The sequence below is a fragment of the Streptomyces sp. NPDC005393 genome (genome assembly GCF_040606675.1).
Taxonomy (GTDB): domain Bacteria; phylum Actinomycetota; class Actinomycetes; order Streptomycetales; family Streptomycetaceae; genus Streptomyces.
Genome location: NZ_JBEXFG010000022.1, coordinates 47,737 through 62,365, shown reverse-complemented (window position 1 = coordinate 62,365; position 14,629 = coordinate 47,737). Strand labels below are relative to the sequence as shown.

15 protein-coding genes and 1 pseudogene are annotated in these 14,629 nt (G+C 71.6%); 15 read left to right on the top strand and 1 reads right to left on the bottom strand.

Annotated elements, in window-relative coordinates:
• Positions 1-70: 70 nt before the first annotated feature.
• The 9 genes from lepB (ABZS71_RS19605) (at position 71) to ABZS71_RS19565 (ending at position 7,562) form a co-directional block, all read left to right on the top strand.
• Positions 71-835, top strand: a complete 765-nt coding sequence (gene lepB / locus ABZS71_RS19605; RefSeq protein WP_356211705.1) for a signal peptidase I — start codon at positions 71-73, stop codon at positions 833-835.
• Positions 836-930: 95 nt separating this feature from the next.
• Entirely contained in the window at positions 931-1,701 is a 771-nt protein-coding gene (gene lepB, locus ABZS71_RS19600) for a signal peptidase I (RefSeq protein ID WP_355846373.1), read from the top strand.
• Positions 1,702-1,756: 55 nt separating this feature from the next.
• Positions 1,757-2,236: an NUDIX hydrolase gene (locus tag ABZS71_RS19595; protein ID WP_355846507.1), complete on the top strand. Its 480-nt coding sequence runs from the start codon at positions 1,757-1,759 to the stop codon at positions 2,234-2,236.
• Between the two features lie 39 nt (positions 2,237-2,275).
• Complete coding sequence (locus ABZS71_RS19590; protein ID WP_009714730.1) at positions 2,276-2,584, top strand: DUF2469 domain-containing protein; 309 nt, start codon at positions 2,276-2,278, stop codon at positions 2,582-2,584.
• 93 nt (positions 2,585-2,677) lie between these two features.
• Positions 2,678-3,037, top strand: coding sequence for a YraN family protein (locus tag ABZS71_RS19585; protein WP_355846376.1), 360 nt, complete (start codon positions 2,678-2,680; stop codon positions 3,035-3,037).
• A complete protein-coding gene (locus tag ABZS71_RS19580) occupies positions 3,037-4,659 on the top strand; it encodes a YifB family Mg chelatase-like AAA ATPase (protein WP_356211702.1) in 1,623 nt (540 codons plus the stop codon). Before ABZS71_RS19585 ends, ABZS71_RS19580 begins: the two co-directional genes overlap by 1 nt.
• Entirely contained in the window at positions 4,659-5,966 is a 1,308-nt protein-coding gene (gene dprA / locus ABZS71_RS19575; RefSeq protein ID WP_356211700.1) for a DNA-processing protein DprA, read from the top strand. Before ABZS71_RS19580 ends, dprA begins: the two co-directional genes overlap by 1 nt.
• A 129-nt stretch (positions 5,967-6,095) precedes the next feature.
• Entirely contained in the window at positions 6,096-6,929 is an 834-nt protein-coding gene (whiG, locus tag ABZS71_RS19570) for an RNA polymerase sigma factor WhiG (protein ID WP_355846385.1), read from the top strand.
• A 93-nt stretch (positions 6,930-7,022) separates the two neighbouring features.
• Positions 7,023-7,562, top strand: a complete 540-nt coding sequence (locus tag ABZS71_RS19565; protein WP_356211790.1) for a helix-turn-helix domain-containing protein — start codon at positions 7,023-7,025, stop codon at positions 7,560-7,562.
• 303 nt (positions 7,563-7,865) lie between these two features.
• Here the strand turns inward: ABZS71_RS19565 and ABZS71_RS19560 are convergent.
• Positions 7,866-8,423 (bottom strand): annotated as a pseudogene (locus ABZS71_RS19560) (peptidoglycan DD-metalloendopeptidase family protein); the annotation flags it as partial.
• Between the two features lie 324 nt (positions 8,424-8,747).
• Here ABZS71_RS19560 and rpsB point away from each other — a divergent pair.
• From rpsB to rlmN, 6 genes are all read left to right on the top strand, one after another.
• The gene (gene rpsB / locus ABZS71_RS19555) at positions 8,748-9,695 is read left to right on the top strand and encodes a 30S ribosomal protein S2 (protein ID WP_356211698.1); all 948 of its coding nucleotides are present in this window, start codon (positions 8,748-8,750) and stop codon (positions 9,693-9,695) included.
• Positions 9,696-9,792: 97 nt separating this feature from the next.
• Entirely contained in the window at positions 9,793-10,629 is an 837-nt protein-coding gene (gene tsf / locus ABZS71_RS19550; RefSeq protein WP_356211696.1) for a translation elongation factor Ts, read from the top strand.
• A gap of 154 nt (positions 10,630-10,783) precedes the next feature.
• Positions 10,784-11,566, top strand: a complete 783-nt coding sequence (gene pyrH, locus ABZS71_RS19545) for a UMP kinase (protein WP_355846394.1) — start codon at positions 10,784-10,786, stop codon at positions 11,564-11,566.
• A 105-nt stretch (positions 11,567-11,671) separates the two neighbouring features.
• Positions 11,672-12,229 (top strand): ribosome recycling factor, encoded by a 558-nt coding sequence (gene frr, locus ABZS71_RS19540; RefSeq protein ID WP_176180391.1) that lies wholly within the window; start codon positions 11,672-11,674, stop codon positions 12,227-12,229.
• On the top strand, positions 12,229-13,413 hold the full coding sequence (locus tag ABZS71_RS19535; RefSeq protein WP_356211693.1) for a phosphatidate cytidylyltransferase: 1,185 nt from the start codon (positions 12,229-12,231) through the stop codon (positions 13,411-13,413). The genes frr and ABZS71_RS19535 overlap by 1 nt, the downstream gene beginning before the upstream one ends.
• Positions 13,414-13,487: 74 nt before the next feature.
• A complete protein-coding gene (gene rlmN, locus ABZS71_RS19530; protein ID WP_356211691.1) occupies positions 13,488-14,594 on the top strand; it encodes a 23S rRNA (adenine(2503)-C(2))-methyltransferase RlmN in 1,107 nt (368 codons plus the stop codon).
• The last annotated feature ends 35 nt before the right edge of the window (positions 14,595-14,629 follow it).

The window sequence follows — 14,629 nt, the reverse complement described above, 5'->3', positions numbered from 1 at the left end:
CGGCGAGGCGGATCCCTCCGGCTCGCAGGACGGGCCGGGAGCGAAGCGGAGCACCGGCAAGCAACGGAAGGTGCGCTCCTTCTGGAAGGAGCTGCCGATCCTGGTCGGCATCGCACTGCTTCTCGCGCTGCTGATCAAGACCTTCCTGGTGCAGGCGTTCTCGATCCCGTCCGACTCGATGCAGGACACCCTGCAGCGGGGCGACCGGGTGCTGGTGGACAAGCTCACGCCGTGGTTCGGCTCCAAGCCGGAGCGCGGCGAGGTGGTCGTCTTCCACGACCCGGGCGGCTGGCTCGGCGAGACGCAGCAGAAGAGCTCGGGCCCGATCGCCGACGGCATCCAGAAGGGGCTCAGCTTTATCGGCCTGATGCCGTCGGCGGAGGAGAAGGACCTGATCAAGCGGGTCATCGCGGTCGGAGGGGACACGGTCTGGTGCAAGCGCGGCGGCAAGGTCGTCGTCAACGGCAAGCCGCTGGACGAGCCCTATATCTTCCCCGGGAACACGCCCTGTGACGAGAAGCCGTTCGGCCCGATCACGGTGCCCAAGGGCCGGATCTGGGTGATGGGTGACCACCGTCAGGACTCGCTGGACTCCCGCTACCACCAGAATCTGCACAACGGCACGGTCTCGGTGAACGATGTCGTCGGGCGCGCGATCGTCGTCGCCTGGCCGATCGACCGCTGGTCCACCCTGTCGGTGCCGGGCACCTTCGACCAGCCGGGGCTGGGCGCGGCGGCCTCGATGGCCCCGTCGGCCGTGGGGCTCGCGGGCGCGGTGCCGATCGTGCTGTGGCGGCGCCGCAGGATGATCGTCAAGGTACGACGGGACGGCTGACGGGTTCCGAACCGCCGGGTAAGGTGCGGTCCCGTGCCCCCAGGGCACGCGGAACCTGATCTTCTACGTCTGTTGCGTACGGCGGGAGCACTGGAATGAGCGGAGCCCGAGGGGTGGGGGGCGGCAAGCCGCCTGGTGGCAAGCTGGGCAGTGTGCTGTCCGGGCTGGCGGTGGCCGTCGGTTGTGTGCTGTTCCTGGGCGGCTTCGCCTGGGGCGCGGTGCTCTACAAGCCGTACACCGTCCCGACCGACTCCATGTCGCCGACCATCGCCAAGGGCAACCGGGTGCTCGCGCAGCGGATCGACGGCGGCGAGGTGCGCCGGGGCGATGTGGTGGTCTTCCAGGACGAGGTCTGGGGCGCCCTGCCCATGGTGAAGCGGGTCGTCGGGGTCGACGGCGACAAGGTCGTGTGCTGCGACAAGCAGGGCCGGCTGAGCGTGGACGGCAAGGTCCTCGAAGAACCGTATCTGCGGTCCACGGAGCCGGCCTCCCTGACGCAGTTCTCGACCACCGTGCCCAAGGGCCGGCTGTTCCTGATGGGCGACCACCGCAGCGACTCCCTCGACTCGCGGGTGCACCTCACCGACAGCAGCCATGGCGCCGTACCGCGAGGCGCGGTGACCGCCCGGGTGGACGCCACCGCGTGGCCGGTGGGCGGCCTCGGGATGCTGGAGCGCCCCGGGGCGTTCAAGGCGCTGCCCGGCGGCATCTCACAGCCGGGGCCGCTGCGGCTCATCCTGACAGCGGTCGTCACCGGCGCCGTGCTCATCCTGGCGGGCGCGGCCTACGGGCCGGTCGCCCGCCGCAGGGGAGCCGGTGCCGGGCGGCGGGACGAGGCGAAGGAGAAGGTGGCGGCCCGTGGCTGACGGGGCCGCTGGAGCCGGGCGGGAGGCCGACGCGGGCGGGACCCCCGAGGCCCCGCTGCGGAAGGTCGCCCGGGTGGTGCTGCTGGATCCACAGGACCGGATCCTGCTGCTCCACGGCTTCGAGCCGGACGATCCGTCGACGACGTGGTGGTTCACCCCCGGTGGTGGCCTGGAGGGCGACGAGAGCCGCGAGCAGGCGGCGCTCCGGGAGCTCGCGGAGGAGACCGGGATCACGGACGCGCGGCTCGGCCCGCTGCTGTGGCGGCGCATCTGCTCCTTCCCGTTCGCCGGGCGGCGCTGGGATCAGGACGAGTGGTACTACCTGGCCCGTACGGAACAGGCCACGACGCGCACCGGCGGCGGGCTGACGGAGCTGGAGCGGCGCAGTGTGACCGGGCTGCGATGGTGGACGGCGCAGGAGCTGGCCGCCGCGACAGAGCCGGTGTATCCGACACGGCTGCCCCAGCTGTTGCGTACGCTGCTCGTCGAGGGACCCCCGAGTGCACCGGTGATCCTGGAGACTGAGCGCGTCTGACGCACAATGGGGGGACGCACGGCTGAAGGGGAACATGCCATGAGCGCCGAGGACCTCGAGAAGTACGAGACCGAGATGGAGCTGAAGCTCTACCGGGAGTACCGCGATGTCGTCGGTCTGTTCAAATATGTGATCGAGACCGAGCGCCGCTTCTATCTCACCAACGACTACGAGATGCAGGTGCACTCGGTCCAGGGTGAGGTTTTTTTCGAGGTGTCGATGGCCGACGCCTGGGTCTGGGACATGTATCGACCGGCCCGCTTCGTGAAGCAAGTACGCGTTCTCACGTTCAAGGACGTGAATATCGAGGAGCTGAACAAGAGCGACCTCGACCTTCCGGGGGGCTGAGTTATCCACAGATGACCGCCCGTCCACAGAAAACGTCCAAGATCCCATAGCGCGGCGCGGGGGCGTCACAGTCGGTGCCGGAGGTGGTGCCGAATGAACGCGCGAGGAGCGCTGGGCCGGTACGGCGAGGATCTGGCGGTGCGCCGGCTGGCCGAGGCCGGGATGACCGTCCTGGAGCGCAATTGGCGATGCCGGGACGGTGAGATCGACATCGTCGCCCTCGACGCCGGGTCGCTGGTGGTGTGCGAGGTCAAGACGCGCCGCGACGGGGCGTACGAGCATCCGATGGCGGCTGTCCGGCCTGGTAAGGCCGACCGGCTGCGGCGGCTGGCCGAGCGCTGGCTGGAGCGGCACGGCGGCCCGCCGTCGGGCGGGGTGCGGATCGACCTGGTGGGTGTGGTGCTGCCGCGGCGCGGCGCGCCCGTGGTCGAGCATGTGCGGGGGGTGGCCTGATGGGGTTCGCCCGCACCTGTTCGGTTGCGCTGGTCGGGGTCGAGGGCGTCGTGGTGGAGGTCCAGGCCGATCTGGAGCCGGGGGTGGCCGCCTTCACCCTGGTCGGGCTGCCCGACAAGAGCCTGGTGGAGAGCCGGGACCGGGTCCGCGCCGCGGTCGTCAACTCCGGAGCCGCCTGGCCGCAGAAGAAGCTCACGGTCGGGCTCAGCCCGGCGTCCGTCCCCAAGGGCGGCAGCGGCTTCGATCTGGCGGTGGCCTGTGCGGTGCTCGGCGCCGCCGAGCGCGTCGACCCACGGGAGATCGCCGATCTGATGATGATCGGGGAGCTGGGCCTGGACGGCCGGGTCCGGCCGGTGCGCGGGGTGCTGCCCGCCGTGCTCGCGGCCTCCGAGGCGGGATACCGGCAGGTCGTCGTCCCGGAGCAGACGGCCGCGGAGGCATCCCTGGTCCCGGGCGTCTCGGTGCTCGGCGTGCGGAGTCTGCGGCAGCTGATCGCGGTGCTGACGGACGAGCCGGTGCCCGAGGAGGAGGAGCCGCCGGAGCTGGGGCGGCCCGATCCGATGCTCGCGGGGCTCATGGTGCCCGGAGCCGGTATGGGCACCGGTGTGGCCGCCCGGCCCGGCAGCGGGGCAGCGCGGCCCGATCTGGCCGAGGTCGCCGGGCAGCGGGCCGCGCGCACCGCGCTGGAGGTCGCGGCCGCGGGCGGGCACCATCTGTTCCTCAACGGTCCGCCGGGCGCGGGCAAGACCATGCTCGCCGAGCGGCTGCCCGGCCTGCTGCCGCCGCTCACCCGGCAGGAGGCCCTGGAGGTCACCGCGGTGCATTCGGTGGCCGGGGCCCTGCCGCCGGGGCAGCCCCTGGTGGACACCCCGCCCTACTGTGCCCCGCACCACTCGGCGACCATGGCCGCTCTCGTCGGCGGGGGCAACGGCCTGCCGAGACCCGGCGCGGTCTCGCTCGCCCACCGTGGGGTGCTCTTTCTGGACGAGGCGCCCGAATTCAGCGGCCAGGCGCTGGACGCGCTGCGGCAGCCCCTGGAGTCGGGACATGTGGTGGTCGCCCGGTCCGCGGGCATGATGCGGATGCCCGCGCGATTCCTGCTGATGATGGCGGCCAACCCGTGTCCCTGCGGTCGCCACGGCATGCTGGGCGACGGCTGTGAGTGCTCCGCCATGATGGTCCGCCGCTATCAGGCGCGGCTCTCCGGGCCGCTGCTGGACCGGGTGGATCTGCGTGTCCATGTCGAGGCGGTCAGCCGGGCCGAGCTCACCGGAGGGTGCTCCACGGCGGAGCGCACCGCGTCCGTCGCGGCCCGGGTGCGCGAGGCCCGGGAGCGGGCTGCCGCGCGCCTGGAGGGCACCCCCTGGCGGCTGAACAGCGAGGTGCCGGGCCATGAGCTGCGCACCCGCTGGCAGCCATACCCCGGCGCGCTGCGCGAGGCCGAGCGCGACATGGAGCGTGGGGTGCTCACCGCCCGCGGGCTCGACCGGGTGCTGCGGGTCGCCTGGACCGTCGCCGATCTGGCCGGGCACGACCGGCCCCTGGCGCCGGACATCGCCCAGGCGCTCCAGCTGCGCACCGGGGTCAGGCGCGGAGTGCCGGTCGGGGCGGGGGAGCGGTGATGTCCGGTCCTTCGGCCGACGGCCGCGACGCCCCGCCCGCCCTGGGGTCCTGGCCGGGCCGGGGGCCGGCTCCGGACCCGGCTCCGGACCCGGACCCGGCCCTGGGCCGGGATACGGGGCAGGGCGTCTGCGAGGAGGAGCGTCTGGCACGGGCGGCGCTCACCCGGCTCGTGGAGCCCGGGGACGAGACGGTGGGGCGGTGGCTGCGCCAGCTGGGCCCCGTGGCACTGCGGCGGGCGCTGTGCGGTGAGGGGAAGCCACCGCCCGGGGCGAGCGGACAGCGGCTGGCCGGATGTGCGCTGCGGGCCGACCGGCTCGACCCCGCCGCGGACCTCGCGGTGATCGCCGGGCGTGGCGGACGGTTCGTCTGCCCCGGGGATCTGGAGTGGCCCGGTCAGCTCGACGACCTCGGAGACTCTCGCCCGGTCGGGTTATGGCTGCGCGGCCCGGCCAGCCTGCGGATGTGGGCGCTGCGCTCGGTCGCCGTGGTGGGCGCGCGGGCCTGCAGCGACTACGGCGCGCATGTCGCCTCGACGCTCGGCGCCGGGCTCGCCGAGCGGGGCTGGGTGGTGGTCTCCGGCGCCGCCCACGGGGTCGACGGCGCGGCGCACCGCGGGGCGCTCGCCGCGGGCGGGGCCACCGTCGCCGTGCTCGCCTCCGGGGTGGACGTCCCCTATCCGCGGGGGCACACCGAGTTGATCGAGCGCATCGCGGAACAGGGTCTGGTACTGGGCGAGTTGCCGCCCGGCGGGCATCCGTCGCGCAGCCGCTTCGTGCTCCGCAACCGGGTCATCGCCGCGCTCACCCGTGGCACGGTCGTGGTCGAGGCCCAGTACCGCAGCGGATCGCTGGTCACCGCGCGCCGGGCCGGGCAGCTGGGCCGGTTCACCATGGGGGTGCCCGGTCCGGTGACCAGCGGGCTCTCCGCGGGGGTGCATGAACTGCTGCGCGGGGAGGCCGTCCTGGTCACCGACGCCGATGAAGTGGCCGAGCTGGTCGGAGGCATCGGGGACCTCGCCCCCGAGCGGCGGGGGCCGCTGGTCGAGCGGGACCTGCTCGATCCCGTGACGGCACGGGTGCTCGAAGCGTTGTCGGCACGGGGCGGCAACGACGTGCGTGACGTGGCCCGGGACTCCGGGACGAGCTGCGACGAGGCCCTGGGCCGGCTCTATGAACTGCTCGCCCTGGGTTTCGTCGAACGTGATGGCGACCGCTGGGAGTTGGTCCCCTCCGTGCGCCGGAACGGCGGCGCACGGCGAGGCGGTCCCCCGAATCGGGGCAATCGGGTGAAAGGGTTGAGGCGATGACCGTATCCGCACACCGCCGAGCCGACGCCCTTCGCATACCGCGACGCCGTAGTCACGCTACGCTCACAAGGTTTCCGGCGGAAGCGCACGTCCTCACCCATGTCATGGCAGAACGGCTCAAGGCGACGAATGCCCCAGCACATCTCCGGGTCTGACCGCGCGGCGCCGCCCGCTGCCCGCGGCGCGGTGCGCCCCGCCGCACCCTCGTCGCTCGACGAGCTGTGGCGGTCGTACAAAACCACGGGCGACGGCCGGCTGCGGGAGCAGCTGATCCTGCACTACTCACCGCTGGTGAAATATGTGGCCGGGCGGGTCAGCGTCGGGCTGCCTTCCAATGTCGAGCAGGCGGACTTCGTCTCCTCCGGGGTCTTCGGACTCATCGACGCCATCGAGAAGTTCGAGCCCGAGCGCGCCATCAAGTTCGAGACCTACGCGATCACCCGGATCCGCGGTGCGATGATCGACGAGCTGCGGGCGCTGGACTGGATCCCGCGGTCGGTCCGTCAGAAGGCCCGGGCGGTCGAGCGGGCGTACGCCACGCTGGAGGCGCAGTTGCGCCGCACCCCCTCGGAGGCCGAGGTGGCCGCTGAGATGGACATCAGCCTCGATGAACTGCACGGGGTTTTCAGCCAGTTGTCGCTCGCCAATGTGGTCGCCCTGGAGGAGCTGCTGCATGTCGGCGGCGAGGGCGGCGACCGGCTCAGCCTCATGGACACCCTTGAGGACACCGCCGCCGACAATCCGGTCGAGGTGGCCGAGGACCGGGAGCTGCGCCGGCTGCTCGCCCGTGCCATCAACACCCTTCCGGAGCGGGAGAAGACCGTGGTCACCCTCTACTACTACGAGGGGCTCACCCTCGCCGAGATCGGCCAGGTCCTCGGGGTCACCGAGAGCCGGGTCAGTCAGATCCACACCAAGTCGGTGCTCCAGCTGCGGGCGAAACTCGCCGACGTCGGGCGCTGAATCGTCCCTCCAGCATCGCCTCGGCCGCGGCCTCTTTCGTAAGGTGGTCGCGTGCCCAGGATTCGAGCGGCCTCAGTGGCCGAGCACCGGACGATGCAGCGCGGCGCCCTGCTGGAGGCCGCCCGGTCCCTGCTGTCCGAGGGCGGTACGGAGGCGTTGACCTTCCCCGCCCTCGCCGAGCGCACGGGCCTCGCGAGGTCCTCCGTCTATGAGTACTTCCGCTCCCGCGCCGCCGTGGTCGAGGAGCTGTGTGCGGTCGACTTCCCGGTCTGGGCCGCCGAGGTCGAGGCCGCCATGGCGCGGGCCGGCTCGCCCGAGGCGGAGATCGAGGCGTATGTGCGCCGGCAGCTGGCGCTCGTGGGCGACCGCCGCCACCGGGCGGTGGTGGCGATCTCGGCCGGTGAGCTGGACGCGGGCGCGCGGGAGAAGATCCGGGCCGCGCACGGCGGGCTGATCGCCATGGTGGTCGAGGCCCTCAGCGCCCTCGGACATGAGCAGCCCCGGCTGACGGCCGTGCTGCTGCAGGGCATCGTGGACGCGGCGGTCCGGCGTATCGAGCTCGGCGCGGCCGAGGACCCCGAGCGCATCACCGAGGCGGCCGTCGCCATGGCCCTGGGCGGCGTGCGGCGCTGACCCCCGCGGGCCCCGGCCCGCCCGCCTCCCCGGCCATGGCCCCTCCGCCGGCCGTACCCGGCCGCCCGACCCTGCCCGCCCGGCCGTGCCCATGGGCTCTCGCCCGCCCGGGCCGTACCCACTGGCTCCGGCCCGCCCGGCCGCGCTGCCGTGGCCGGTTGCCCATACCCGGTTTCCTGTACCCGCTCGCCCGTGCCCGTGGCGCAGCCGGACCCGGGCCCAGGCGGAGGCGGCCGCCAGCGCCGCGGCCGGAGCCAGCTCTGTCCATCCGGCGGGGGAGACCACCGCGGCGGCGGTGAGGGCGTCCGGGACGCCGAAGACCGGGAGCAGCCGGGAGGGGCCGCCCCGGAGCATCGACGGTGGCAGCAGCGAAAGAGGGTCGAGATAGCGGTCCGCGCGGCGCAGCCCCCAGTGCAGACAGCCGCCCGGGCAGTGGAAGGGGCCCGACTGCACCACGCCGACCACCTGCCCGGCGGTCACCCGCTCGCCCTTGGCCACCGTGGCTCGCACCGGCTCATAGGTGGTCCGCAGCGCCGGCGCGCCGCTCCCGGACACCTCGATGACCAGCACTCCGCGCCCCGCGACCGGCCCGGCGAAGCTCACCCGCCCCGCGGCCGCCGCCCGCACCCGCGCTCCCGCGCGCGCCGCCAGATCGACCCCGCGATGCCCCGCCGCCCAGGGCACGGGAGGCGGCTGCCAGCCCCTCAGCACGGCCGGCCGCGCCGCGCCCGGCGCGCCGTCCACCGGCCAGGAACGGTCACCGGCCGGGCCCGAAGCCGGGGGCGGGACCGGCGCCGCCACAGCCGGTGCCGCCAGGACCGGTACCGTCGACACGCACAGGGCAAGCGCCCACCACACCAGAAGCCGTCGCATGACATCCACCGTGGCCCGGTACGCCGATTCAGGTGGATCATGGACGGAATCTGGGTACTACTCACGGGTTGTGGATATCGCCGTCACCCGGCACCGCACCGGTCCCGTACACTTCCTATGGCGATCCGGGTCACCGGATCGACTTCGCACGCCCCGCCGCCGACGCCCGATCGCGCATCGGACAGCACGGCGGCCGCGCCCCTCGGTCCTCGGACGAGCCCCTCAGGGCCCCGTTCGTGGCAGGCGCGCCGGGGCGTCAGGCGCGGCGGCCGCCCGGTCACCGCGGAACCGAGTACCTCAAGGAGTACGGCCATGGCCGTCGTCACGATGCGGGAGCTGCTGGAGAGTGGCGTCCACTTCGGGCACCAGACCCGCCGCTGGAACCCGAAGATGAAGCGCTTCATCTTCACCGAGCGCAACGGCATCTACATCATTGACCTGCTCCAGTCGCTGTCGTACATCGACCGCGCCTACGAGTTCGTCAGGGAGACCGTCGCCCACGGCGGTTCCATCATGTTCGTCGGCACCAAGAAGCAGGCGCAGGAGGCCATCGCCGAGCAGGCGACCCGCGTCGGCATGCCGTACGTCAACCAGCGCTGGCTGGGCGGCATGCTCACCAACTTCTCGACCGTCTACAAGCGCCTGCAGCGCCTGAAGGAGCTGGAGCAGATCGACTTCGAGGATGTGGCCGCCTCCGGCCTCACCAAGAAGGAGCTCCTGGTCCTCTCCCGTGAGAAGGCCAAGCTGGAGAAGACCCTCGGCGGTATCCGCGAGATGCAGAAGGTGCCGAGCGCCGTCTGGATCGTGGACACCAAGAAGGAGCACATCGCCGTCGGTGAGGCGCGCAAGCTCCGGATTCCGGTCGTCGCGATCCTGGACACCAACTGCGACCCGGACGAGGTCGACTACAAGATCCCGGGCAACGATGACGCGATCCGCTCCGTCACCCTCCTCACCCGTGTGATCGCCGACGCCGTCGCCGAGGGCCTCATCGCCCGCTCCGGCGTCGCCACCGGTGACCAGAAGGCCGACAAGGCCGCGGGCGAGCCGCTCGCCGAGTGGGAGCGCGACCTGCTCGAGGGTGAGAAGAAGGCGGACGAGCCCGAGGTCGCCAAGCCGGCCGAGGGGAAGCCCGCCGAGGCCGCCGAGGAGAAGCCCGCCCAGGCTGCCGAGGAGAAGCCCGCCGAGGCTGCCGAGGAGAAGCCTGCCGAGGCCGCCGAGGCCGCCGAGGCCCCGGCCGCGGGCGCCGAGCAGAGCTGACCACTCAGACGGTGTACAACGGCGGGGGACGGTGCGGTGGCGCCGCCCCGCCGTTCACCCGTAGAGCTTTCGACTTTCGAGAAGAGATTCACAGATCATGGCGAACTTCACCGCCGCTGACGTCAAGAAGCTCCGTGAGCTCACCGGCGCCGGCATGTTGGACTGCAAGAAGGCGCTGGACGAGGCCGAGGGTAACGTCGACAAGGCCGTAGAGATCGTTCGGGTCAAGGGCCAGAAGGGTGTGGCCAAGCGCGAGAGCCGCACCGCCGAGAACGGTGCCGTCGTCTCCCTCATCGCGGACGACAAGACCTCCGGTGTGCTGGTCGAGCTGAAGTGCGAGACCGACTTCGTGGCCAAGGGCGACAAGTTCGTCGCGGTCGCCGACGCCGTCGCCGCCCATGTCCTCACGTCCGCCCCGGCCGACCTCGAGGCGCTGCTCGCCTCCGAGATCGAGGCCGGCAAGACCGTCCAGGCGTTCGTGGACGAGGCCAACGCGACCCTCGGCGAGAAGATCGTCCTGGACCGCTTCGCGGAGTTCTCCGGCGCCTACGTCGCCGCGTACATGCACCGCACCAGCCCGGACCTGCCGCCGCAGGTCGGTGTGCTGGTCGAGCTGGACCAGGAGAACGCCGAGGTCGCCAAGGACGTCGCGCAGCACATCGCCGCCTTCGCGCCGAAGTTCCTGAGCCGCGACGAGATCCCGGCCGAGACCGTCGAGAACGAGCGCCGGGTCGCCGAGGCCACCGCCCGCGAGGAGGGCAAGCCCGAGGCCGCCCTGCCGAAGATCGTCGAGGGTCGCGTGACCGGCTTCTTCAAGGAGAACGTCCTGGTGGACCAGGCATTCGCCAAGGACAACAAGAAGACCGTCCAGAAGGTTCTGGACGAGGCCGGTGTCTCGCTCAAGCGCTTCGCCCGTTTCCGCGTCGGCGTCTGAGCCGAGCAGCGAATGACCGGCGACCCCGATAGGGTCGAAGGCAGCCAACCGTCAACCGGTCGGCCGCAGATGTGACGAGGAGGCCATTGCCGCAGAGGTCGAACGAGGACCCGTCCGGCAATGGCCTCTTCGTATGTGCACGAGGAGATCTCCAATGAATCAGGGCGCGGACGCCAAACAGGCCGCCGACGACAAGAACGCGCAGGGCAAAGCCCCACAAGGTCGTTTCCTGCTGAAGCTGTCCGGCGAGGCGTTCGCCGGAGGCGGGGGACTCGGTGTCGATCCCGACGTCGTGCACGCCATCGCCCGCGAGGTCGCCGCCGTGGTCAGGGACGGCGCCGAGATCGCCATCGTCATCGGCGGCGGCAATTTCTTCCGCGGGGCCGAGCTGCAGCAGCGCGGTATGGACCGGGCACGCTCGGACTACATGGGCATGCTCGGCACGGTCATGAACTGCCTCGCCCTCCAGGACTTCCTGGAGAAGGAGGGCATCGACTCGCGGGTCCAGACCGCCATCACCATGGGCCAGGTCGCGGAGCCGTACATTCCGCTGCGCGCGGTGCGCCACCTGGAGAAGGGGCGTGTGGTCATCTTCGGCGCGGGGATGGGCATGCCCTATTTCTCGACGGACACCACCGCCGCCCAGCGCGCCCTGGAGATCGATGCCAAGGCCTTGCTCATGGGCAAGAACGGCGTGGACGGGGTCTATGACTCCGACCCCGCCCGCAACCCGGACGCGGTGAAGTTCGACGCTCTGGAGTACGGCGAGGTGATCACCCGGGACCTCAAGGTCGCCGACGCCACCGCGATCACCCTCTGCCGGGACAACAAGCTGCCCATCCTTGTCTTCGAGCTCCTCGCCGAAGGAAATATCGCGCGTGCGGTGAAGGGTGAGAAGATCGGCACTCTCGTGAGCGACCAGGGCTCCCGGGCCTGACGGCTCGAACGGGGGATGGACAACGGCCTGCCGGTCGGACACCGTGCAGGAGATAGACGCACGCAGGGGCGAGGCTCTGCTTACGGATAACACCAGGAGCAAGTGGTGATCGAAGAGATCCTCCTCGAGGCCGAGGAGAAGATGGAGAAGGCCGTTGTGGTCGCCAAGGAGGACTTCGCCGCGATCCGCACCGGGCGTGCGCACCCGGCGATGTTCAACAAGATCGTGGCGGACTACTACGGTGCGCTGACGCCGATCAACCAGCTGGCGTCGTTCTCGGTGCCGGAGCCGCGGATGGCCGTGGTCACGCCGTTCGACAAGAGCGCGCTCCGCAATATCGAGCAGGCGATCCGTGACTCGGATCTGGGCGTCAACCCGAGCAACGACGGCAACATCATCCGGGTGGTGTTCCCCGAGCTCACCGAGCAGCGCCGCAAGGAGTTCATCAAGGTCGCCAAGGGCAAGGGCGAGGACGCGAAGATCTCGATCCGCAGCGTCCGGCGCAAGGCCAAGGAGTCCATCGACAAGCTGATCAAGGACGGCGAGGTCGGCGAGGACGAGGGCCGTCGCGCCGAGAAGGAGCTCGACGACACCACCGCGAAGTATGTCGCGCAGGTGGATGAGCTGCTCAAGCACAAGGAAGCCGAGCTGCTCGAGGTCTGATGAACGAGTCTTCCTGGGGGGCCCCACCACCGAGCGCCGGACTGTGGGGACCGGGCGATCAGGGCACCTCCCCCGGCTACGGCTGGGAGGTGCCCCCTTCTTCGGCGGGTCCCGCGCACGAGGTGGGCGAGGCGGCGCAGACTCGGCCCATGCCCACCGTCCCTCACGCCGCCGGCGGCTCCGGTGACGCCGCCGACCGTGACCGGGGGGCCGCTCCGCTGGGCGGCCCCCTGTTCCGCGACGAGCGGGAGCCGCGGCCCGGACCCCGGCAGTCCGCCGGGTGCCCGCCGACGCCCCCCGACCCCCCGTCGGCCGACCCCGCGAACGGAGGCGGCGCGCGAAGCAACGGCGGCGGCCAGGGGGCGAAGAAGAGCGCGGGCCGCAATCTGCGCGCCGCGATAGGGGTGGGCGTCGGCCTCGGCGTGATCATCGTCGCCTCGCTCTTCATCTACAAGCCGGTGTTCATCGGCGTGATAGCGGTCGCGGTGGTCGTCGGGCTGTGGGAGCTGACCTCGCGGCTGGCCGAGTGCAAGAACATCCGGGTCCCGCTGGTGCCGCTCGCCGTCGGCGGCGTCGCCATGGTCGTCGCCGGCTATGTGCGCGGTGCGCAGGGCGCGGTGGTGGCGGTGTCGCTCACCGCGCTCGCGGTGCTGGTGTGGCGGATGACCGAGCCCCCCGACGACTACCTCAGGGATGTCACGGCGGGGGTCTTCGCCGCCTTCTACGTGCCGTTCCTCGCCACCTTCGTGGCGCTCATGCTCGACACCGAGGACGGCCCGCAGCGGGTGCTCACCTTCCTGCTGCTGACCGTGGTCAGCGACACCGGGGCGTACGCGGTCGGCTGGCGCTTCGGCCGCCACCCGCTCGCGCCGCGCATCAGCCCCGGCAAGACCCGCGAGGGGCTGCTGGGCGCGGTGACCTTCGCGATGGTCGCGGGCGCGCTGTGCATGCAGTACCTGATCAAGGGCGGCGTGTGGTGGCAGGGGCTGCTGCTCGGCCTCGCGGTCGCGGTCAGCGCGACCCTCGGCGACCTCGGCGAGTCCATGATCAAGCGGGATCTCGGCATCAAGGACATGGGCAAGCTGCTGCCCGGCCATGGCGGGATCATGGACCGGCTCGACTCGCTGCTGCCCACCGCCCCCGTGGTCTGGCTGCTGCTGGTGATCTTCGTAGGCGGCGGCTGACGACCGCCCTCCGGGCCCCGTGCCGCTCCTGGCGCGGGGCCGGCCCTTCGTACGTCTGCGACACTGGTTGAACCATGCCTAAGCCCGGAGAACTCACTTTCGCCGTGCCGCGTGGGGCCAAGAAGCCCCCGCGGCATCTCGCCGACCTCACCCCCGCCCAGCGCCGCGAGGCCGTTGCCGCCCTCGGGGAGAAGCCCTTCCGGGCCGGCCAGGTGTCGCGTCATTACTTCGCCCGCTTCGCCGACGATCCCGCCCAGTGGACCGACATCCCGGCGGCCGCGCGCGAGAGGCTGGCGGCCGAGCTGCTGCCGGATCTGATGAGTGTGGTGCGGCACATCAGCTGTGACGACGACACCACGCGCAAGACCCTGTGGCGGCTCTTCGACGGCACGCTCGTGGAGTCCGTCCTGATGCGCTACCCGGACCGGGTCACCATGTGCATCAGCTCTCAGGCGGGCTGCGGCATGAACTGCCCGTTCTGCGCCACCGGGCAGGCGGGTCTGGACCGCAATCTGTCCACGGCCGAGATCGTGCACCAGATCGTCGACGGGATGCGGGCACTGCGCGACGGGGAGATCCCCGGCGGCCCCGCGCGGCTGTCCAACATCGTCTTCATGGGCATGGGCGAGCCGCTGGCCAACTACGGCCGCGTCGTCGGCGCCATCCGCCGGCTCACCGACCCCGAGCCCGACGGCCTCGGCCTGTCCCAGCGCGGTATCACCGTCTCGACCGTCGGGCTGGTCCCGGCGATGCTGCGGTTCGCCGACGAGGGCTTCAAGTGCCGGCTCGCGGTGTCGCTGCACGCGCCCGACGACGAGCTGCGCGACACCCTCGTCCCGGTCAACACCCGTTGGAAGGTGCGCGAGGTCCTGGACGCCGCGTGGGAGTACGCGGAGAAGTCCGGCCGCCGCATCTCCGTCGAGTACGCCCTGATCAAGGACATCAACGATCAGGCCTGGCGCGCCGATCTCCTCGGCCGGCTGCTCAAGGGGCATCGGGTGCATGTCAACCTCATCCCGCTCAACCCGACGCCCGGCTCCAAGTGGACCGCGTCCCGCCCGGAGGACGAGAAGGCGTTCGTGGCGGCCCTGGAGGCGCACGGAGTGCCCGTGACCGTCCGGGACACCCGGGGGCAGGAGATCGACGGGGCCTGCGGACAGCTGGCGGCTTCGGAGCGCTGAGGACCGGCTGATACGGTGCCTTCGCGCCCTCGCGG